The organism is Prevotella sp. P5-126 (assembly GCF_002251185.1).
Taxonomy (GTDB): Bacteria; Bacteroidota; Bacteroidia; order Bacteroidales; family Bacteroidaceae; genus Prevotella.
Window position 1 is genome coordinate 1 of sequence record NZ_NPIZ01000075.1, and the last position, 22,333, is coordinate 22,333.

The following is a 22,333-nucleotide window of genomic DNA, read 5'->3' on the forward strand; positions in this document are numbered from 1 at the left end:
TTTTAATTTTTGAAACGAAAAGGTAGTATAAATTCAAAAAAAATATACATGCTAAAGTTTTTTTTTTAAAAAAGAACCCTAAAAATCGGAATTTTATTTTTATTTTTCCACATTAAATAAAATAATATAAAAAAATACTAAATGAAAGAATTTGTTATTTCAGAAGTCAAGGCCGAAACCGCCGTACTCGTGGGACTTATCACTCAGGAGCAGGATGAGGCAAAGACCAAAGAATACCTTGACGAACTGGAATTCCTTGCGGATACAGCAGGAGCCGTCACCGTGAAACGCTTCACACAGAAGGTGCAAGGCCCCAGCCAGGTTACCTATGTGGGTAAGGGAAAACTGGAAGAAATCAAGCAATATATCAAAATGCAAGAGGATGCTGCCGACGACGACCCAACCGGCGAAACCCAACCTGTAGGTATGGTGATATTCGATGATGAGCTGTCTGCCAAACAGATGCGCAATATCGAGGCTGAACTGAAAGTAAAGATTCTCGACCGCACCTCGTTGATTCTTGATATATTCGCCATGCGCGCACAGACCGCCGAAGCTAAAACACAAGTAGAATTGGCACAGTATCGCTATATGTTGCCTCGTCTGCAACGCCTGTGGACCCACTTGGAACGCCAAGGCGGCGGCTCTGGTAGCGGTGGTGGTAAAGGTAGTGTTGGTCTTCGTGGTCCTGGTGAAACACAGTTGGAGATGGACCGCCGTATCATTCTGCACCGTATTACGCTATTGAAACAACGTTTAGTAGAAATCGACAAGCAGAAAACCACCCAACGTAAAAACCGCGGTCGCCTGATTCGTGTAGCCTTGGTGGGATATACGAACGTAGGAAAATCGACCATGATGAATCTGCTTTCTAAGAGCGATGTGTTTGCAGAAAACAAGCTATTCGCCACGCTCGATACCACAGTACGCAAGATGGTTATCGACAATCTCCCTTTCCTACTTGCCGATACAGTAGGTTTCATCCGTAAGTTGCCAACCGACTTGGTAGATTCCTTCAAATCCACTCTTGATGAAGTGCGCGAGGCCGATTTATTGGTACATGTGGTAGATATCTCGCATCCCGACTTTGAGGAACAGATAAAAGTTGTGGAGAAAACCTTATCCGATTTAGGCTGTGCCGACAAACCGTCAATGATTGTATTTAACAAGATTGATGCCTACACCTGGATAGAAAAAGAGGCAGACGACCTCACTCCCTCTACCAAAGAGAATGTGACACTCGATGAATTGAAGAAAACCTGGATGGCAAAAATGCAGGGAGACTGTCTTTTTATATCAGCCAAAGAAAAGCAAAACATCGACACGCTTCGTGAGATCCTCTATCAAAAGGTTCGCCAACTCCATGTACAGAAATATCCCTACAACGATTTTCTCTATCAAGTAGAGGAATAAGAAGCATTGTGAGCAAAAACGTCATATAGAACATACAACAACAAAGTAAAGCATGTACAATCAAACACAGATAGAAATGAGAGATTACAGACAATTGACCCAAGAGGAAATAGACGTCCTCGAACGGAATAACTGCTGGGCAGAAAATTGGGAAAGCGTTAAAGTGGCAGATGATTTCTCACCATACGGATTCCACCGCGTGATGTTTTATGGCGACATTCGGCTTGGCGTATTCGACCTTCAAGTAGAAGTCACAAAGGGATTTACCAAACATGCAGGCATTAACGATGCCACACTTCGCAACGTAACCATTGGTGACAACTGTCTGATAGAGAAGATTGGCAATTTCATCAACAACTATACCATCGGCGACAACTGTTATATCTCTAACGTATCAACAATGGAGACGACAGAGGGAGCCACCTATGGTGAAGACCACATGATATCGGTGCTAAACGAAATGGGCGATGGAAACTTGGTGCTTTTCCATGACCTCAACTCCCAGTTAGCCGCTTTCATGGTGAAACACTTCAACGATAAGGTATTAAAAGAGAAGATTACTCGTCTCATCCGCGAAGAAGTGCGTTTCTCCCTTCCCGACCGTGGTACCATCGGCAACAACGTAAAGATTATCAATACCAAGGAGATTACCAATACGGTTGTGAAAGATGACTGTGAGATCAATGGCGCATCACGATTGAGCGATTGCACGATCCTCAGTTCGAAAGATGCCTCTGTATATATTGGCACAGGTGTAATCTGCGAAAACTCCATCATTTCCAATGGTTGCAGTATCACCAATTCTGTCAAGATGCAAGACTGTTTTGTAGGCGAAGCCTGTCAGGTGGCCAACGGATTCACAGCCCAAGCCAGCGTCTTCTTTGCCAATTCCTATATGGCCAACGGTGAGGCATGTGCTGCCTTTTGCGGACCATTCTCAGCCTCCCACCACAAATCAAGTTTGCTCATCGGCGGCGAGTTTTCGTTCTATAATGCCGGTTCAAACACCAATTTCTCCAACCATGCTTACAAAATGGGACCATTACATTACGGCACTCTGGAACGCGGCACCAAGACGGCCAGTGGTGCCTATGTCCTTATGCCAGCAAAGATTGGAGCCTTCTCCGTATGTTTCGGCAAACTGATGAACCACCCCGACATGCGTTGTCTGCCTTTCGCCTATCTGCTGGCTTACGGCGACACCATGTATATCGTACCTGGACGCAACATCACCACGGTAGGTCTCTACCGCGACATCAAGAAGTGGCCCAAGCGTGACAAGCGTGCCGCCTCCTGTCGTAAGAGCATCATCAACTTCGACTGGCTATCACCCTTTACCGTGGGCGAAATCGTGCAAGGCAAGAAAATCCTTGAAGCACTTCGCCAAGCCGGAGGTGACAACGTATCTTCATACAACTACCATGAATACATCATCAATGCCACATCGCTACGCAAAGGCATTAAGTATTACGATATTGCACTTCGCATCTATATGGGTGCCGTTCTAAAGCGCGCCATCAAAGGCGGATTCCTCGGCAAACCAACATCAGATATCGGTTTGGGCCACTGGACAGATCTCTCAGGCCTTCTCTTGCCCATCAGCGAAGAGGAACGACTTATTGATGATATCAAGAATGGCAACATTGAAAGCATCAAAGAGATTCTCGACCGCTTTATCGATATCGACAACCACTATCGCCAATACCAGTGGACCTGGACCTATCGTCTCATTCTCGACTACTATGGACTCGACGAACTGAGCGATAGCGACCTGCCCCGCATCCGCGAAGACTATATCCGCGCACGTCGTGCATGGGTGGCAGAGATTCGTAAGGATGCCGAGAAAGAGTTTGCCATGGGCGATGTAGAACAGTCTGTATTCGATGATTTCATCACAAAACTCGATCACGAAATAGACTTTGAAGACTAAGCCGATACGATAGCTAAGTGTTGCAGCGACGCAGAACAACAAAAAGACAACTCACACGCTTCTCAATCCGCAAACATCGGAAGTAGGCAAAACATCTGGAAGAATAACAGAACAAAATATAAAACATCCGCATATGAAATTAAAGAGTATCCTCTCCCTGTTGGCACTTGCTGTTGCCACCACAGCGGCAGCTAAGGACTACAAGTTTGAGACCGTCAGCGGCGACATGACGAAAACCCGCATCTACACGCTTGACAACGGTCTGAAGGTTTATCTTAGCGTCAACAAAGATAAGCCACGTATTGAGGCACACATCGCCGTTCGCACCGGTTCGAAGAACGATCCTGCCGAAACCACGGGTCTCGCCCACTATCTGGAGCATCTGATGTTTAAAGGCACCAACCATTTCGGTACCAATAATGCCGAATCCGAAGCACCATTGCTTGCCGACATCGAGGCTCGTTATGAGCGTTACCGCCAACTGACCGATGCCATGGCACGCAAGCAGGCCTACCACGAGATAGACAGCGTGAGCCAAATAGCAGCCCGCTACTTCATCCCCAACGAGTATGACAAACTCATGTCAACCATCGGCGCACAGGGTACCAATGCTTATACCAGCAACGATGTGACCTGCTATACAGAAGATATTCCCTCCAACGAGATTGACAACTGGGCCAAGATTCAGTCTGATCGTTTTCAGAATATGGTAATTCGCGGCTTCCATACCGAACTTGAGGCCGTTTATGAGGAGTACAATATCTATCTCACCGACGATAACGACAAACTTTGGAGCGCCATTGGCAAGAAACTTACCCCAACCCATCCCTATGGCACACAGACTACCATCGGTACCCAGAATCACCTGAAGAACCCTTCCATCACCAATATCAAGAACTATTTCAGGAAGTGGTATGTGCCCAACAATATGGCGATCTGTATGGCTGGTGATTTCGATCCCGATCAGGTAGTAGCCATCATCGACAAGTATTTCGGCACTATGCAACCCGGTCAGGATGTCAGCCAACCAATATTCCCTGCCCAACCAGTATTGACCACTCCGTCCGATACAACTATCGTTGGTCAGCAGGCAGCCTTTGTCTGTGTGGCATGGCGTGGCGAAAAGGCAGCATCTCTGCAGTCCGACACCCTTGACGTCATTTCTTCTATGCTGAGCAACGGTCGTGCCGGACTCTTCGACACAAACCTCAATCAGCCTATGAAGGTTATGGTAGCACAGGCTTTCTGTCAAACTCAACAAGACTACTCCAGCTTTGTACTCTATGGCGTTCCCCGTCAGGGCCAGACACTGGAAGAGGTAAAGGATCTGATGGTAGCCCAATTGGATAATCTGAAGAAAGGAAACATCGACGATGACCTGTTGCCTTCTATCGTCAACAATCTCAAGCGCAAATATATGCAAGCACTCGACAACAACAGATGGCGCGTCTCAGAGATGGTCAACTCGTTTGTCAATGGTGACAGTTGGCAACAGCATGCCAATAGCATTGCACGCATTGAGAAGATGACAAAGCAGGATATTGTGGCTTTTGCCAATCGTTTCTTCACCAACGGTTATGCTGTAATCTACAAAACACAGGGCACCGACAGTCTTGCCAAGAAGATTGACAAGCCTGCCATCACTCCTATTCCTGCCAACCGCGACATGGTGAGCCAGTTTGTGAAAGACATTCAGAACACAGAGGTGACGCCCATCCAACCCGTCTTTGTGGATTTCAAGAAAGACCTGACCCTTGCCACCACCAAGAAAGGCATACCCGTTGTCTATAAGAAGAACACCGATAATGGTCTCTTCTATCTCGGTTTCGCCTACGATTTCGGTAATCAAGACGACAACCGTTACGATATGGCAAGCAACTATCTGAACTATGTTGGAACCGATAAATACTCGGTGGCAGAACTTAAACGCAAGTTCTACAAGCTGGGTTGTGACTATGGAATTAGTGTATCTGGCAACCGTATCACCATCCGTCTGAACGGCTTGAGTGAGAATATGGCAGAAGCACTGTCACTGATGGAGAATGTGCTCCAAAATGCTAAAGCCGACCAAGCATCCTACGACCAGTTCGTATCGCTCATCTTGAAAGAGCGCGACGATGACAAGAAAGACCAACGTAACTGCGCCGAACATCTATACGCTTATGGTGTATATGGTAGCCGTAATATATATACCGACATGATGAGTGCCGACCAGTTGCGCAATACCAATCCACAGGAGTTGCTCGATCTCATCAAAGGTCTCCGCAACATGAAGCATGAGCTCTACTACTATGGTCCGATGGAGTTGAAAGACATGACAGCCGTTATCACAAAGTTGCACGCCACTCCCAAAAAACTTCAGGACGTGCCCCATGCCACTCCCTATCAAGCCACTCAGACTCCAACAAACGAAGTGTTGATGGCACCGTTTGATGCCAAAAACATCTATTTCCGCATGTACCACAATGAAGGCCGTCCCTTCAATCTTGCCGATGCAGGAAAGATTTCCGTATTCAACGAATACTTCGGTGGCGGTATGAACAGCATCGTATTCCAGGAGATGCGCGAAGCACGCGGTCTTGCCTATAGCGCCGGAGCCGTATATACCCGCCCTTCAAAGAAGAGCGACAAGGAGAGTTTCTTTGCAAATATCATCACTCAAAACGATAAGATGGGCGATTGCATCAGCGAGTTCCACAACATTCTCGATACCATCCCACAGAGCGAAGCAGCCTTCAATATTGCCAAGGATGCCGTCATCAAGCGTCTTGCCAGCCAGCGCGTCACCAAGTCATCGGTTATCGACCGTTACTTCAGCATGCGCAAATTGGGATTCGACTACGATATCAACGAGACCATCTACAAGGATGTACAGCGAGTAACGCTACAGGACATTGTGAATTTCGAGAAATCACAAGCAGCCGGTAAACCCTATCGCTACATGATCCTTGGCAATGACAAAGAGCTCGATATGAAGGTTCTGGAGCGCATAGCACCAGTAAAGAAACTCACTCTTGAGGATATCTTCGGTTATTGATAAACCAATCAACAGGTATTAATTATTCATTATAAAAAACTAAACGAATATGAATCCAGAATTCAAGTATGCCCCTATGTTCCAGTTGGGCAAGGACGACACTGAGTACAGACTGCTCTCGAAAGAAGGCGTCAGCACAGCTGAATTTGAGGGTAAAGAAATCGTAAAAGTATCGAAAGAAGCCCTGACGCTGTTGGCTCAGCAGGCATTCCACGATGTAGAGTTTATGCTGCGTCGCGCCCACAACGAGCAGGTAGCCCAGATTCTTACCGATCCTGAATCGTCTGAAAACGACAAGTATGTAGCCTTGCAGTTCCTGCGCAATGCCGAAACAGCTGTCAAAGGTGTTCTTCCTTTCTGTCAGGACACCGGCACAGCCATTATCCATGGTGAGAAAGGTCAGCAGGTATGGACCGGATTTGAGGATGAGGAAGCCCTCAGCCTTGGTGTATATAACACTTTCACACAGGACAATCTGCGTTATTCTCAAAACGCCCCGCTCAACATGTACGACGAAGTCAACACCCGTTGCAACCTTCCCGCACAGATTGACATCGAGGCTACAGAGGGTGCCGAATATCGCTTTGTGATGGTTGCCAAGGGTGGTGGTTCTGCCAACAAGACCTACTTCTACCCCATGACCAAGGCCACCATTCAGAATGAAGGCACGCTGTTACCATTCCTCGTAGAGAAGATGAAGAGCCTCGGAACTGCTGCATGTCCTCCTTACCACATCGCATTTGTTATCGGTGGAACTTCAGCAGAGAAAAACTTGCTGACAGTGAAACTGGCAAGTATCAAGTACTACGACAACCTGCCTACCACTGGTGATGAGACAGGACGCGCTTTCCGCGATATCGACCTTGAGGCAAAACTCCTCGACGAAGCCCACAAGATTGGACTGGGTGCACAGTTTGGCGGTAAGGCTCTGGCTCACGACATCCGCGTGATCCGTCTGCCTCGCCACGGCGCATCATGCCCCATCGGTATGGGTGTCAGCTGTTCGGCAGACCGCAATATCAAGGCTAAGATCAACCGCGACGGTATCTGGTTGGAGAAGATGGATGAGAACCCCACAGAGCTTATCCCTGAGGAACTGCGCAATCCGGGCGAAGGCACCAAGGGTATCGAGATTGACCTCGACAAGGGTATTGATGCTGTTCGTGCCGAACTGTCTAAATATCCCGTATCTACTCGCGTCAACCTGAAAGGTACCATCATCGTGGCACGCGACATCGCCCATGCCAAGCTCAAGGCACGCCTCGATGCAGGTGAAGACCTACCACAGTATTTCAAAGACTATCCCGTGCTCTACGCTGGTCCTGCTAAGACTCCAGAGGGTTATCCTTGCGGTTCAATGGGACCAACCACAGCCAACCGCATGGACCCATACGTTGATGAGTTCCAGGATCACGGTGGTTCACTGGTGATGATAGCCAAGGGCAACCGTTCACAGATGGTTACCGATGCTTGTCAGAAGCATGGTGGATTCTATCTCGGCACTATCGGTGGTGTGGCTGCTGTACTGTCTCAGTCGAGCATCAAGAGCATCGAATGTGTGGAATATCCCGAACTGGGTATGGAAGCCATTTGGAAAATCACTGTTGAAGACTTCCCCGCATTCATCCTTGTTGACGACAAGGGCAACGATTTCTTCAAGCAGTTGAAGCCTTGGACACCTTGCAAAGCCTAATGGCAATATGGGGTTCTAAGCTATAACCCAACTCCTTACAAAAGGGGAAAACATGTTGATTTACTCGGCAATTCCACGTGAATTGCCGGGTAAATCAATTTTTTATTCCTAAATGCCTGTTCCTCTTTCAGACAATAGCGCAACACGCAAAGATACCATAAGGGCATATATTTTTTTCAGTTTTCAAAAATATTCGACCACACGACCACACCAAAAGCTCAAAACACTACTATTCAATATCTTAAGCTGTGGTCGATGGCGGTTGCTACGGTATTTTCGACCATGCTTCGACCACACTATAAAAATTGTTGGCAACACGACCATCTTCAAAGCGAACGATATTTTCAGAGTTTTTCAAACCGCTGATAAAATTATTATCAAACGTTGGATAAAAGTATTATCAAACGTTGGATAAAAGTATTGTCAAACGTTGGATAAAAGTATTGTCAAACGTTGGATAAAAGTATTATCAAACGTTAGAAAGAAGTCTTTTCAAACATTGGAAAGAAGTCTTTTCAAACATTGGAAAGAAGTCTTTTAAACGTTAGACAAAAGTATTGCCAAATATAGGGCCAAGGTATTGCCAAACATTTGGTAAACATTTTCAGCATCATGATTTACTCTGGCAAAATACAAACATCGTCTTTATGACAACCTCACGCTTACAACAAACAACACTTGTGGTGGTCGAAAGGTGGTCGAAAACACCCATCAAAAACGATTCGACCACCAACATAAGACAATATTGCTCAACCTGTTACAACACGCTGGTGGTCGAGTGGTCGATTTCTTGCGACATCGCGTGCGCGTGCGCGTATAGAAATAAAAGAGGTTCGTCCGACAGCATCGGACGAACCATCTTATATGTTTAGATGTTATCTTGCAGGTTACAGTCTATCAGTCACGCTGATAGTCGAAGCTATCCACATCGACCCATCCACCTGTCTGACGTGTGGCAAAGTTATAGATAGCGAAACGTGTGCCCATAAACAATCGGCGATAATCATAAATCATACGGAAATCTTTGATGGCATCTGTCCATTGTTTACCATCTGCGCTGTACGACAGTGTGGCAAGGTCTTTGCCCAATCGGAAGTCGCACGCCATGCGCAACCAAACCTCTTTGCCCTTGAGTTCGCGACGGAACACTTCCTCTCGTTTTACACCCACAACAGCTTTATCCTTATCGGTCAACTCCACCGACTCTTTCGTTGCTACAATATATAGGCGTTTGCCTTTCTTCACAACCGACAGTAAGGCTGCATCGCCTTGGAAGGCAGAGAGTCCAGCCACGTCGCCATCCTTCATATTGCTCAGATCCAGATGTATTGTTCCTTGGCATGCAGGACCCTCGGTACGGTTTGTCAGCGTATTGGGAGCAAGGAAGATGTGTGGTGCGATGCGTGATGTCTTCAGTCGGAGCCAACCTTTGCGATCGGTCAGCGACCATGCCTCATCCACTGGATTGTGGTTCCACTGCCATTGCAGCGCCAACTTATCGCTGTCAAAATGGTCGCTATAGACTATGGATTTCTTCTCAAATCCCTTCACAGGAACAGGCATTAAATAGGGAATCTTACCATCCCAATCGGTCAAGATAGGCCATCCGTCGAGCCAGCGAACGGGTTCGAGCGTTGGTGTGCGCCCCACTCCGTCACGGTCTTGGAAGATGATAGCATACCAACGTCCGTCGGGTGTATCGACAATGGTGCCTTGTCCCACACCGCCTTTACCTCCAAATTCGGTTTCAAGAATAACCTTTTTCTCGTATGGACCGTAGATATGGTCTGCACGATAGCACACTTCACGACGCGGATGTCCATTGGTCAAAGATATCATCAGCAGGTAGTATTTACCATTGTGCTTAATCATGCGAGAGCCTTCAAGTAGGTTGGTTTCGGTTTTATCGCGTTTGAAAAGTATATGATGACTGCCTTCTATCACATCGGTCAAATCGTCATTGAGTTGCATGATTTCTCCTGTACCATACACGATATAGCCCTTTCCGTCATCGTCGAACATCAACGTAGCGTCGTGGAAGTGTCGCATACGGCTATGAATGGTCCATTCTCCCTCTGCACGGTCAGCCACACAGAGATAGGTTTCACCGTCAGAATTATCGTTTGGTGCAAAGAGTGCATAGAATTTGCCATTGTGATATTTCAGCGAAGTGGCCCACTGACCACGCCCATAGACAGTACCTTCGCGCATATCGTAACGTGGCGAGCCGGTCAGTCGGGGGAAGATATAGTTGACAATCTCCCAGTTGACCAGATCTTTCGAAGCCATGATAGGAGCTCCGGGCATGAGATGCATGGTGGTGCTGACCATATAATAGGTGTCACCCACACGAATCACATCGGGATCGGGCACGTCGCTCCACAGCACAGGATTGTGCATCATGCCTTCTGCTGCCACTTGATTCTGATCGAAACGCCACCAGTCGAAGGTGAAGAGTTTGAGACCTTTCAGGCCTTTGAATACGAAATAGAGATCGTGTTTGCCCACAAGAGGACGCTCTACAAGTGTCTCTACAGTCTGCCACTTCTCCCATCCACCGGTATAGGGCACTTTCACTTGTGCCACAAGTGGACCTGCCACGCTGTCGGTACGCACTTCAATCCATCCGCCTTGTAGGGCGCTTGCCACACGAGCTTCGAAACGCAACGGTTGTTGCTGACCGAAATCCACTTCACGCACTTTGATATAATCGCCATTATGAATATCTGAAAGATACACACCGGTATCTTCATTCCACTCTGACTTAACGCCCTTCGACCATGCCATAGTCTCTGCTTCCACACGATTGTATGGGTAAAGGGTACCTATAGGACGCACTCCTTCGGCTGTAGCATTGATGATAGGGAATGTTCCATCTGGTTGATAGGTAAACTCTTCAACTGCTACGCTGCGACCAAAGCCACCTCCCAACTTGCCGGTATGATAGAAGAAATAGGAATGTCCCTTGAAATCAGCTACACCACAATGGTTGGTAAACGAACCTGTGTCCTGCAGTGGCATGATGTTGCCCATGTATTTCCAAGGTCCTGTAGGCGTCTTGCTCATAGAATAAGCAATATGTTCGGGCACTCCACCTGCGGCATAGAGCATGTAATAGTTGTTGCCACGCTTACTAATCCATGGACCTTCAGTATAGCAATCTTTGTATTTTACATTTTTGTCGCGCTTTTCCATATCGGGAGCGCCGAAGCCTTCAACACGCTGTTCGATGCGTTCCACTTCGCCACGGATAGATATCATATCATCGTTAAGACGGGCACAGTAGAGATGCGGATTGCCCCAATAGAGGTATGCCTGACCATCGGTATCTATCAAAACCGTGGGGTCTATATTGTCCCACGAACCGTTATCGAATAATGGTTTGCCTAAGGCATCACGGAAAGGACCTGTCGGTGTGTCGCCTACAGCCACACCGATAGCCATGCCACCGGTTATTTTGGAGTGGGCACAGACATACCAATAATACTTTCCATTGCGCTCGATTGCCTGTGCTGCCCATGCCCTGTCGTCAGCCCAAGCAAATGACGATTGATTGAGTGGTGAACCATGGTCAGTCCAGTTGACCATATCGGTTGAAGAATACACACGCCATTCATTCATCCAGAAGAAATCGGCATGGTCTTCATCGTGGCCGGTATATACATAGATGCGGTCACCACACACCAAAGGAGCTGGATCGGTAGTCAGCTGGGTTTGAATAATAGGATTCTGTGCCAAGGCTACAGTAGAGGATGCCAAAGCTGTGGCGAGAAAAAGAATGTTGTTGTTTGATTTCATCGTTTTATTTCTTAAAAAGGTGTGGAACAAACTGGCGAAGACAACGACGCCAGGTGAGCCATTCGTGGGCAGTACCCTTCGACTCATAATAAGTAACATTGATGCCAAGGGCCTTCAGGTCGTTGACCATCTTGCCTGTACCGAAGTTTTCCTCCGTACCGCAACCCATGAACATATACTTCATCTGCTTGTTGAAGCGGTCAGCATCGGCAAACACACCGTTGTGACAGGTCTTTACATCAACACCGAATATGGCACCACTAAAGGTTCCAAGATATGCAAACCGGTCGAGATGGGTCAATACGGTATTGAAACTTTGGAAACCGCCCCAAGACAGTCCTGCCATTGCACGACTTTCGCGATCGGTTTTAGTACGGAAGGTCTTGTCTATCATCGGGATGAGGTCGTCGTTGAGAACCTGATAGAACGATGCACCATAACCGTTGCGCGATGCATCAGGAGTCGCTCCACGCTTAGGTACGAAGGGCGCTTTCACATCACCACTCTCCATAACAACTATCATGGGCACACACTCGCCAGTGGCTATCAGATTGTCGAGAATATGGTTCATGTGGCCTTGATGACTCCATCCGGTTTCATCTTCACCCATGCCATGCTGCAGATAGAGCACAGGATAGCGCTTGCTCTTATTACGTTCGTATTCGGCTGGCGTATATACCATGGCGCGACGGAACTTGCCTTGCGAAGCTGCAAAATAAGTGCAAGAGCGTACTTGTCCCTGTGCCACGCCCTGTTGGGGATGGTAATAGTTACCCTCGTCACCTTCAGGAACATCCAAACCGCTCATCAGACGGTGGCATCCGAAATAAGTATCACAAGCAGGATCAGTAACCGAGACACCATCTACATTGAAGACATAATAGTGGAAACCAACAACCAACGGATCGGTCACTCCATACCATTCGCCGTTGGAATCGCGCAACATGGGATATTTCTTGCCACAGATATCTACCTTCACATCACGTGCTTCGGGAGCATGCAGACGGAAATAAGCACGATGCTGGGCATCAATGCGAGGAAATTCGTTGCCTTCAATAGCATTTTCTGCCAAACTACCTTTTTTGGCAGAAGCATGCATCTGCTTGGGGGCACCCAATAGTTGAAGCATTACATCGGCATAGCGTTTGCCAAGGATTCGATAGCCTTCCGCGGTGAAATGCAGTCCATCGCCACGCTGAGGGCAATCCTTCGACGATATCACATGAGCGGTTGGTATGGTCTTGGCAATATCATCTATGATAGCATTGTGTGAACCACAGTGTCCTCCCTGATCGGTCTGAACCACCTCGCCCATCAGCAATGGGACGTCGACTGCTTGCAGGCCGAGGTCGGCAAGAATATCATCATAGACCGTTTTTACACGTGCTGGCCATGTTGGATCGGCAGTATTGGTCTCACCCTGATGGAAGAGTATTCCCTTAATGACACCTTGCTTCATGGCCTCACGAGCGGCTGCTATCAAGCAAGCATAAGGGTTGCCATCATAGCGGCGAGCAAAGTTTTTCATCCAATCGGGCTGTTTCTTGAGGTAATCGCTATAGAGGCGCTTGTCAAACAGGTCGATGCTGGCGCCGCCAACAGCTGCCATTACCACACCCACCCTGACTTCTTCGGGCAGAAAATCCACCATGCGACGACCGAAGTAATCGGCAGGAGTAAGACCTGTCTGAGGTGCTACCAATGGCGGAACAGCTGTGCGCCATTGGAATTTGTGCCATCCAGCCTTTTCATCGTCAAATACATTCATCGACACAAAGCGGGGATTTACACCTACACGGTCACATGCCTCAGGAGTGGCATTGCCTTCCATGTTTGACTGTCCCAAGCAGAGATAGATTTGGAAATTAGGATCTACTCCAACCGATAAGACCGTCTGGTCTGCTGACGATGCACTGACATGCAATATCATCAACAGCAACATACTGATAATAAGTTTGAGTCTTTTCATCATTATTGGTATTTTAGGTTTGAATTAGTATCACTACCTGCCGTCCCATGACAAACGCACTGTGGATTTCTTCATACAGTCAGCAGTCAGCGCAACGGCTTTCGTTTGCAAATATAGCAATTATTCCACGTGCGGTCTTTGTCTTATGTTACACCTTTTATCCAAAATTGTTCATGAGGTCAAAAAATAGTTTTCAAATACCCAAAAGCAACAGATGATGGTAGGGATAATAATATCCCTTCCACACCATAGGTGCAACTGGGAATAAATGAATATATCAGTCGTGCGACACTATGAGAAGGCCGCTTCTGTTGACAGTTACTGATCAGGATCACCCAAATAATGGTATTCCTGCACATTGGGATTCTCACCCAAGTCATCATCGGTAATAACCGGTGGAGTGATAATATGTGTCTTGTTGTAGTTCTTGATTGGACTGACAAATAGTATCAAATCCTTATAACTCACCGTAGGAATGACAACACCAAACACACCGATACCGACACGGACGCCACTGGGATGAATATTATTAATAATGTGTGCGGTAGAATAGAATGGATGCTGGTATACTTCCAAACGGTTAAACTTCTTGTAAGCAGCAACGACATCACTGTCGGAGGCTAACTCACCGGCAGTTGTGAAGATGTTGCAGAAGTTGTTGACAACATCATCAACGCCATCTGCCTTGATGCTATCGTTTTCCTGGAGGCATTCGCGAATGTTGTCTTCCATCTCATCGAGCATCTGCTGCTTTGTAGGACGGGTAATCAATGCCACAAACAGCAACAGTGCCATCATCAGCAACAGGATTATAATCTTGCCGAAACAACTGTGATAGAACTCTTGCAGAAGGTTCTGATTGGTCTTGTATGATTCTTTCTGATTGGCTGCCATGGGTGTATGTTTATTAGTTTTATGAATGATTAGGAGTTACTTATTATGGATGAGGTTCATGAATTCTTGGCGAGTTTTGGCCTGGTTGAAGGCACCACTGAAGTCGCTCGTGGTAGTGATAGAGTTTATTTTCTCTACACCACGCATCTGCATACACATGTGCTGAGCCTCGACCACAACCATCACACCTAGCGGATGCAAGGTCTGTTCGATACATTCCTTAATTTGCAGGGTCATACGCTCTTGCACTTGAAGGCGATGACTAAAGATATCTACTACACGGGCAATCTTTGAAAGGCCAGTAATATATCCATTTGGAATATACGCCACATGCACTTTACCATAGAAAGGCAACATATGGTGTTCACACAATGAAAAGAAATCGATGTCCTTGACAATGACCATCTGACTATAATCTTCCTTGAAAAGTGCATCAGTCAGCACTTTATGAGCGTCCATTTTGTAGCCACGTGTCAATATCTGCATGGCCTTTGCCACACGCATGGGGGTCTTAAGCAATCCCTCTCGTTCGGGATCTTCACCCAGTAGCGACAACACTTCATGGTAGTGCTCGGCCAACTGGTCAAGTCCTTCTCTATATTCTGTTTCTGGATTCATTTAATACTGTACGGTTATTTTTCCTTTCACAATGGATGCCTGCTTATAGCCAAGCCGTTGCAGGTTAACCAACATATGGTGCGCTTCCTCGTATGTACGGTAGTTGCCGACACGACAAATCCATCTAGGAGAATAGAAATGCACATAGACAGGTACATGAGGATAGTGAGCTTTGATAGCGTTGCGGGTGCGTTCGGCATTCTGACGATCTTGACGCGAGTTGCCACCGGCAAAGGCCTGTACACGATAGCCCATGACTTTTTGGGCATTACGCATCACCTTTTTAGACATATCGACCTCTGCTTCACTGCTACTCTCCGGCGCATTAACTTTCGCTATTGGGGAATTAGCAGCAGAAGGGTTGCCGCTGTTTTTGTCTGCACCTGATGGTGTCGGAGTATTGGATTTGCCACTTGACACAGCCTTATCCGCAGAAGGTTTAGTTGCTGTAGTACTGCTGGGCGATGTGGGTTGCACATTGACCAGTCGGTCTATCTCCTGACTATGATGAATAGTAACAGTACCCTGACCATCCACTTTCTTCTGGATGCGTTGTGTAAAAGACTGTGCACCGGCATGGATTGCCATGCCGATACACAGAATCATGGTGACTATCCAACGGTCACGACGAAGAGTCTGATGCTTCATCTTGAGTCCGGTTGGTTTGAGCCTTATTTCTTCCAAGCGTCGATAATGCCCTTGAAGTCTGCACATTTTAGTGAAGCACCTCCGATAAGACCACCGTCGATGTCGGGCTTTGCAAAGAGTTCAGGAGCGTTGCTGGCTTTGCAGCTACCACCGTAAAGGATAGTTGTGTCATCAGCCACAGTTGCACCATACTTCTCTGCTACGATAGAGCGGATATAGGCATGGATTTCTTCTGCCTGCTCTGCGGTAGCGGTTTTACCGGTACCAATAGCCCAAATTGGCTCGTAAGCGATAACGATGTTGCGGAATTCTTCCTCGCTGAGGTTGAATACGCTTCCTTCGAGTTCAGCCTTCACTACTTCGTTCTGCTTGTTAGCCTCACGCTCTTCGAGAGTTTCACCGATACAGAAGATAACCTTAAGACCGTTCTTCAGTGCGAGTTGCACCTTCTCTTTCAGGATCTCTGGAGTCTCGCTGTAATACTGACGACGCTCTGAGTGGCCCAGAATAACATACTGTGCACCAGTGCTCTTAACCATTTCAGCGCTAACCTCACCGGTATAAGCACCCTTTTCCTTGTCAGCGCAGTTTTCTGCACCGAGGCCAATAACATTGGCATCAAGCACCTGAGCTACAGAAGCCAGATGGATGAATGGTGTGCAGATGATAACATCACAATTGGGTTTGTCGGCAGCAAGTGCCTCGTTAAGTTCTTTGGCCAAAGCCACACCGTCTTGCAGGTTCAGGTTCATTTTCCAGTTTCCTGCTACAATTTTCTTTCTCATTTTCTTTTTTCTTAAGAGTTTAAATATCTTGTTTGTTTCTTCTTTGCGTTTCATCCATTTCGACCAAGCCCAGAGTCGGTCTGCTATGGTCAGTAGGAAGAGGGGCAACATATACCACAATACGATATCAAGTATCTTTCTTGGAGTGGTATCTTTTGGCAGATGTCCAATATCCAACTGCTCCAAAGACTTGTTTGCCTGTTCTTCATCGAGTTGTGGCAGATTGTTATGACTCCATTTGCGCACGATTGTTCCGTCTTTCAGCAACAATAGTCCTGGGTTACTACGTATGATGGTCTTCAACACCGTTTCGTCTGATTGACAGAAAGTGTATTCAGCCCCTGTCATGTCGCGCCATTGTCCTATGGCTTTTTCATCGCTTGCGGTGAGTCCATAGAAGCGGTAACCATGATCGCGCGAATATTCATAGAGTTCGTTGATGCGGTCAAACTGGCTATCGTCTGCACTCCCAAGATGTGGTGTCACCAGCAGGAATAGGTATCCCTTCTGTTCCAACAGTTGCATGGTGATGTCTTCTCCTGTTTCTATGTCATTGATATAGAAATCGTGGATGGGCGGTTCATATCCCTTGGTCAGTTGTCGAGTATTGGCCTCGATAAGAGTCCAAGTAGAATCAGGATAGTGGTCTATATCGAATGTCTGCCTCTTACCGTCCTTCTCCATCAGGTATGTCGTTTCGAAGGTTGGCATTTCTGCACCTTCTGGAATCTCCATTCCCTTCAAGATATTGGTTCCTACATGATAAGGACGAAAGTCAAATTGTGGCAAATCATATAGCGACCATGCCGATACAGCAAAAATGAAGAGCATCGAATAGTTGGTCACAATCCATTGATTGGTCTTCGATACAAAGCGCATCATATCGAGCGGCCTGTATCTCACGATAGCGACACAACCCAGAAGCACCACATTTTTTGTAAATGTCTGCCAATTGGTGAGGGTGACAGCATCGCCGAAACACCCACAATCGGTGACAGGGTTGGCCACTGCCAACCATAGTGTTAATGCCGTCATGGGAATCATCATGCAAAGTGCAAGTAGTGACACCAACCGACGGCGTATAGCAAAGAGCATACAGATGCCCAATCCAAATTCCACTGCCGACAAAAGTACAGATGCAGTAAGTGTGAGGAAATCGGGTAGAAATGTCCCCAGCTGCATTGCCTTGAGATAGTCGTCAATCTTATATTGTGTGCCCAGCGGATCTACAGCTTTGACAAATCCTGATAGGATAAATGTCATTGCGATGACCAAACGGGCAACGTTTACTGCTATTTTTCTAACCATCATTCACTCAACTTGATTGCTCCAAAGACGGCATAGTTGATGATGTCCATGTAATTGGCATCAATGCCTTCACTGACAAGGGTGTCTCCACCGATGTTCTCTATCTCTTTGATGCGTTCTATTTTGGTGAGGATGAAATCGGTATAACTGCTGACGCGCATGGATCTCCATGCCTCATCATAATCGTGATTCTTACGTATCATCAGTTGCAAGGCATCATCGGCATACTTGTCATAGAGTGCAAGGGCTTCATCGGGTTGCATATCGACAGTATCAGAAAATCCGTGGCTGAGCTGTATCAATCCAATAATGCCATAGTTGATGAGGGCTATAAATTCTGGTCGTATGCCTTCGCCCACAAGCGATTCCTTCTTAATTTCCAAGGAGCGTATGCGCTTGGCCTTGATAAACAATTGGTCGGTAAGCGACTGTGGGCGCAGTATTCGCCATGAAGCTCCATAATCATGCAACTTCTTGGTGAACAAGGTGCGACATTCACTCATCACCTGTTCAAACTGGGCCTCTGTCGTGTGGTTATCTTTTGTCATAATCGATTGCAAAATTAAAAAATTCCTACCATATCACCAAGGATTAGCGTCAGGAAAATACCTATTTATTATATTTCTTTCTGCTTTTTATGAATATACTTGATTTTGGCACATGCCACATCGAAGCGATTCTGAAGCGAGTCTTTACGCGCTTTCAACTGATTCGCTGTGCGGTTGTGGCGCTTCCATGCCTCTTGATCACCTGATTTATCGGCCTGATTTTGCAGTTGACGGACTTCATTGTATGCACTTCCCACCACCGCCAACAGGGAATCAACTACTGCCAGTTCGTCTTGAGTGCGCAAAAGTTCTGCTTTTTGCCATAGCGGTAAAGCCTGTTTTCGCTCTTCAATGGCACGTGGATATTTATTGCGCAAGGTGTCAATCTTGGCAAGCACATCATCGTAACGCCGTTCGTCTAGTGCCAAACGCGCTTCATCGAGCAATGCTTTCGCTTTGTTGTTGGTATTGCCACAAGCCACTATAAATAGCACTGCGGATAGTATGATAATCAGTTTCTTCGTCATTCTAAGGTGCAAAGTTACAAAAAAATGCGCAATGAACAGCCGAAATAGATGAAATTTGCGTACCTTTGCACATGACAAAGTAGAAAAACATACCATCATGAAGCTATATTCAGACGCTGCACTGGCTAAAATACTCGATAAGCCGATATTCCGCCAAATCAGTGCTTCCGCCGACGAACTGGGGTTAGAATGTTATGTTGTGGGCGGATTTGTTCGTGATATATTCCTCGAACGCCCCAGCAACGACATTGACGTAGTTGTCGTAGGCAGTGGCATTGAAGTGGCCCGACAACTGCAAAAGAATTTGGGAAAAAACCCAAAGACTGGCAGATGGCGTGCACACCTCTCGGTATTTCGTAATTTTGGCACAGCACAAGTAAAGATGGGAAATATGGAAGTGGAATTTGTGGGAGCTCGCAAAGAGAGCTATAGCCACGATTCACGCAAGCCTATTGTGGAAGACGGTACGCTGGAAGATGATCAAAACCGTCGAGATTTCACCATCAATGCTATGGCAATCTGCCTCAACAACGCTCGATTCGGCGAATTGGTAGATCCATTTGACGGTATTGCCGATATGGAAGACCGCATTATTGCTACTCCACTCGACCCTGAAATCACATTCTCCGACGATCCTTTGCGTATGATGCGCTGCATTCGTTTCGCCACTCAGCTCAATTTTCAAATTGAGGACGATACGTTTGAAGCTTTGGAACGCATGGTAGATCGCATCAAGATTGTTAGCGGAGAACGTATCGAGGTGGAGCTCAATAAAATCATGATGGCACCACACCCAAGCATTGGCTTCGAATACCTACAACGTAGCGGCTTATTACAGCGCATGCTTCCTGAGCTTTCCGCACTCGACATTGTAGAAAAGAAAGAAGGCCGGGCTCATAAAAACAATTTCCACCACACCATGGAAGTGCTGGAAAACGTCTGCCAGCATAGCGATAACCTATGGTTGCGATGGGGGGCGTTACTCCACGATATCGGAAAAACGCGTGCCAAGCGTTGGGAGCCTAAGGCTGGATGGACTTTCCACAACCATGACTATCTTGGTGGAAAAATGGTGCCGGAGATATTCCGCCGGCTGAAATTGCCTATGGGCAGCGAGATGCGTTTCGTACAGAAAATGGTAGAACTGCACATGCGCCCCATAGCCATTGCCGATGAGATTGTAACCGATTCTGCCGTTCGACGCCTGCTCAACGATGCCGGTGACGACATCAACGATCTAATGACCCTATGCGAAGCCGACATCACCTCAAAGAATGAGGTGCGCAAACAAATGTTTTTGGAGAATTTCCGCATGGTGCGTGAAAAACTCACCGATTTACAAGAAAAGGATTATAAACGGTTGTTACAACCTGTAATTGACGGCAACGAAATCATGGAGATGTTCCATCTGAAACCCTCTCGCGAGGTGGGAACACTCAAACAATACCTAAAAGATGCCGTACTCGACAATCGGGTGGAAAATGAACGTGAACCATTGATGCGTCTGCTCATGGAGCGCGCCAATGCCATGGGGCTCTCCACCGAACATCAGGAGCAACAATGACCATAGAAAAATAGAAACTATCACAACACTACAATCTATTGATCGTGACAGTCTGCCAAATGGTACCATACCACCATCGGCATTATCTTCTACGACGAGGCTTTGTGCAGTTTGCGCAAAGCCTTGTCGCGTATTTGGCGCACACGCTCACGCTTCAACCCAAGTTCACCACCAATTTCCGCCATGGCCATACGATCAAAACCTAATCCGAAATACCTTTTAATGACTGCTGCCTCGCGCTGGTCGAGCAGATAGATACAACGCTCTAAGTCTGACTTCAACAGTTCCCGTTCCATCTCGACATCAGCCCGTTGCGAGTTTTTATCCTCCAACACATTTAGTAGCGTATAATTATTACGTGACCCTGCAGGGATACTCTCGTCCGTCGATTTCACTGTCACTTCACCAGTCACTCGACGTATAGCAGCTTCAATGGCGGTACGAATATAAGGTGCGGCAAAAGTAACAAAAGGCTTAGCCCGATTCGGATCAAACTTTTCCGCCGCCTTGATAATACCGATAGTTCCTTCACTCACCAAGTCATCTGTATCAAGAAGTTCGCAGGAATATTGGCGCGCCAATGTGACCACATACCCCATATTATCTGTTATCAGTTTTTCTTTATCTGTCATATTCGCTATTTTTAGTCATTATTCTACCTTGCAAAGATACGAATAATTCCGCAAACCACCAAACTTCATCAATCATGCAAGCAAAACCCTTATCATATATTCAACAAAACTAAAAAAAACAGTTTATATAAACAAGGAGATACAGACATAACAAAATAGCGGACTGCAAAACGAATTTTGCAGCCCGCTACATACGTTTATGTTAAAGTGACTATACTTTCAGCTACGTTATGCAATCTCAATTGCACGTGCCACTTTACTCTCTTCCTTCTTCAATTTAGGCATCACCACAGTAAGAATACCGTTGTCAACCTTAGCAGAAATTCTATCCTTAGCTACATCGTCAGGCAAAGTGTAAGTCTGCTGATAGTTTGTATAACTGAACTCACGACGCAGATAATGCTGTTTCTTATCCTCATCCTTATGTTCCATCTTGTTTTCAATGGCTACATGAAGGTTGCCGTCATCGGTCAACTGTACACGACAATACTCTTTTTTGATACCAGGCACAGCCATCTCCATGGTATATTCATTAAGATCTTCTCTGACGTTGACTGCCGGAGCGGTCGTTGTGGCAGTTGCCATTGCATCACTGTTGAAGAAATCATCGAACACTGTTGGGAACCAACTGTTTTTAAACATTACTGGTAACATAATCATACCTCCTAATTTTATTTGTTTAATTGTTCTGTTTTATATGTTGTTTACCGAGCGCCTCTGCCTTCGCTTCCGCGTTCACTAACAATTAATGCAAGTCTCATGCCACACCAACAAAACGCGCCACATTGTCACCTTTGTGTGTCATATTGTCGTTTTGTATATAAAATAGCATGCTATTCACTCGTTTATATTCCTCACGAACAACAATTACCGACCAACACTATGGACCACATATGTTTTCCGTCTTTTATAGGCAAATATCTGGCATTTATTGGTTGCGTAGCATAAATATTGTTAAATGTATTATAT

General features: G+C 46.5%; 15 protein-coding genes. 5 read left to right on the plus strand and 10 right to left on the minus strand.

The genetic code is table 11. The features are described from left to right. The first annotated feature begins 141 nt into the window (after positions 1–141). The 4 genes from hflX to CIK90_RS08675 all read left to right on the plus strand — a co-directional run bounded on the left by hflX (position 142) and on the right by CIK90_RS08675 (position 8,073). Positions 142–1,413, plus strand: coding sequence for a GTPase HflX (hflX, locus tag CIK90_RS08660; RefSeq protein ID WP_094464980.1), 1,272 nt, complete (start codon positions 142–144; stop codon positions 1,411–1,413). A gap of 76 nt (positions 1,414–1,489) precedes the next feature. Beyond that, positions 1,490–3,343, plus strand: a complete 1,854-nt coding sequence (locus CIK90_RS08665) for a DUF4954 family protein (RefSeq protein WP_094391313.1) — start codon at positions 1,490–1,492, stop codon at positions 3,341–3,343. A 133-nt stretch (positions 3,344–3,476) separates the two neighbouring features. Continuing rightward, positions 3,477–6,380, plus strand: coding sequence for a pitrilysin family protein (locus tag CIK90_RS08670; RefSeq protein WP_094464982.1), 2,904 nt, complete (start codon positions 3,477–3,479; stop codon positions 6,378–6,380). Between the two features lie 49 nt (positions 6,381–6,429). Further along, positions 6,430–8,073, plus strand: coding sequence for a fumarate hydratase (locus CIK90_RS08675; RefSeq protein ID WP_094436591.1), 1,644 nt, complete (start codon positions 6,430–6,432; stop codon positions 8,071–8,073). Positions 8,074–8,970: 897 nt separating this feature from the next. On the opposite strand, the gene CIK90_RS14450 is transcribed toward CIK90_RS08675, so the two are convergent. The 8 genes from CIK90_RS14450 to CIK90_RS08720 form a co-directional block, all read right to left on the minus strand. After that, positions 8,971–11,871: a family 43 glycosylhydrolase gene (locus tag CIK90_RS14450; RefSeq protein WP_254046318.1), complete on the minus strand. Its 2,901-nt coding sequence runs from the start codon at positions 11,869–11,871 to the stop codon at positions 8,971–8,973. A gap of 4 nt (positions 11,872–11,875) precedes the next feature. Beyond that, positions 11,876–13,801 (minus strand): sialate O-acetylesterase, encoded by a 1,926-nt coding sequence (locus tag CIK90_RS08690; protein WP_371591592.1) that lies wholly within the window; start codon positions 13,799–13,801, stop codon positions 11,876–11,878. Between the two features lie 357 nt (positions 13,802–14,158). Beyond that, positions 14,159–14,734: a hypothetical protein gene (locus tag CIK90_RS08695; protein ID WP_094391290.1), complete on the minus strand. Its 576-nt coding sequence runs from the start codon at positions 14,732–14,734 to the stop codon at positions 14,159–14,161. Positions 14,735–14,770: 36 nt separating this feature from the next. After that, positions 14,771–15,352 (minus strand): GTP cyclohydrolase I FolE, encoded by a 582-nt coding sequence (gene folE / locus CIK90_RS08700; protein WP_094439451.1) that lies wholly within the window; start codon positions 15,350–15,352, stop codon positions 14,771–14,773. Further along, positions 15,353–16,066 (minus strand): SPOR domain-containing protein, encoded by a 714-nt coding sequence (locus CIK90_RS08705; protein ID WP_254046319.1) that lies wholly within the window; start codon positions 16,064–16,066, stop codon positions 15,353–15,355. It lies immediately after the preceding gene. Continuing rightward, complete coding sequence (locus tag CIK90_RS08710) at positions 16,024–18,096, minus strand: BT_3928 family protein (RefSeq protein WP_254046320.1); 2,073 nt, start codon at positions 18,094–18,096, stop codon at positions 16,024–16,026. The genes CIK90_RS08705 and CIK90_RS08710 overlap by 43 nt, the downstream gene beginning before the upstream one ends. After that, the gene (locus CIK90_RS08715; RefSeq protein WP_094391287.1) at positions 18,093–18,641 is read right to left on the minus strand and encodes a DUF1599 domain-containing protein; all 549 of its coding nucleotides are present in this window, start codon (positions 18,639–18,641) and stop codon (positions 18,093–18,095) included. Before CIK90_RS08715 ends, CIK90_RS08710 begins: the two co-directional genes overlap by 4 nt. A gap of 68 nt (positions 18,642–18,709) precedes the next feature. Beyond that, a complete protein-coding gene (locus CIK90_RS08720) occupies positions 18,710–19,168 on the minus strand; it encodes a hypothetical protein (RefSeq protein WP_094391286.1) in 459 nt (152 codons plus the stop codon). Between the two features lie 97 nt (positions 19,169–19,265). On the opposite strand from CIK90_RS08720, the gene CIK90_RS08725 reads away from it, so the two are divergent. After that, the gene (locus tag CIK90_RS08725; protein WP_094391285.1) at positions 19,266–20,732 is read left to right on the plus strand and encodes a CCA tRNA nucleotidyltransferase; all 1,467 of its coding nucleotides are present in this window, start codon (positions 19,266–19,268) and stop codon (positions 20,730–20,732) included. An 89-nt stretch (positions 20,733–20,821) separates the two neighbouring features. On the opposite strand, the gene CIK90_RS08730 is transcribed toward CIK90_RS08725, so the two are convergent. Next, entirely contained in the window at positions 20,822–21,364 is a 543-nt protein-coding gene (locus tag CIK90_RS08730) for a sigma-70 family RNA polymerase sigma factor (RefSeq protein ID WP_094464984.1), read from the minus strand. Between the two features lie 228 nt (positions 21,365–21,592). Continuing rightward, positions 21,593–22,024 (minus strand): Hsp20/alpha crystallin family protein, encoded by a 432-nt coding sequence (locus CIK90_RS08735; RefSeq protein ID WP_254046321.1) that lies wholly within the window; start codon positions 22,022–22,024, stop codon positions 21,593–21,595. Between the last annotated feature and the right edge of the window lie 309 nt (positions 22,025–22,333).

Bases quoted from the DNA above. Each gene is read 5' to 3' on its own strand.
- CIK90_RS08695 (WP_094391290.1), bottom strand. From the start codon at position 14,734: ATGGCAGCCAATCAGAAAGAATCATACAAGACCAATCAGAACCTTCTG.
- CIK90_RS08690 (WP_371591592.1), bottom strand. From the start codon at position 13,801: ATGATATTGCATGTCAGTGCATCGTCAGCAGACCAGACGGTCTTATCG.
- CIK90_RS08675 (WP_094436591.1), top strand. From the start codon at position 6,430: ATGAATCCAGAATTCAAGTATGCCCCTATGTTCCAGTTGGGCAAGGAC.
- CIK90_RS08670 (WP_094464982.1), top strand. From the start codon at position 3,477: ATGAAATTAAAGAGTATCCTCTCCCTGTTGGCACTTGCTGTTGCCACC.
- hflX (WP_094464980.1), top strand. From the start codon at position 142: ATGAAAGAATTTGTTATTTCAGAAGTCAAGGCCGAAACCGCCGTACTC.
- CIK90_RS08725 (WP_094391285.1), top strand. From the start codon at position 19,266: ATGAAGCTATATTCAGACGCTGCACTGGCTAAAATACTCGATAAGCCG.
- CIK90_RS08705 (WP_254046319.1), bottom strand. From the start codon at position 16,066: ATGTGCAGACTTCAAGGGCATTATCGACGCTTGGAAGAAATAAGGCTC.
- CIK90_RS08735 (WP_254046321.1), bottom strand. From the start codon at position 22,024: ATGATTATGTTACCAGTAATGTTTAAAAACAGTTGGTTCCCAACAGTG.
- CIK90_RS08715 (WP_094391287.1), bottom strand. From the start codon at position 18,641: ATGACAAAAGATAACCACACGACAGAGGCCCAGTTTGAACAGGTGATG.
- CIK90_RS08720 (WP_094391286.1), bottom strand. From the start codon at position 19,168: ATGACGAAGAAACTGATTATCATACTATCCGCAGTGCTATTTATAGTG.
- CIK90_RS08710 (WP_254046320.1), bottom strand. From the start codon at position 18,096: ATGATGGTTAGAAAAATAGCAGTAAACGTTGCCCGTTTGGTCATCGCA.
- folE (WP_094439451.1), bottom strand. From the start codon at position 15,352: ATGAATCCAGAAACAGAATATAGAGAAGGACTTGACCAGTTGGCCGAG.
- CIK90_RS08730 (WP_094464984.1), bottom strand. From the start codon at position 21,364: ATGACAGATAAAGAAAAACTGATAACAGATAATATGGGGTATGTGGTC.
- CIK90_RS08665 (WP_094391313.1), top strand. From the start codon at position 1,490: ATGAGAGATTACAGACAATTGACCCAAGAGGAAATAGACGTCCTCGAA.
- CIK90_RS14450 (WP_254046318.1), bottom strand. From the start codon at position 11,871: ATGAAATCAAACAACAACATTCTTTTTCTCGCCACAGCTTTGGCATCC.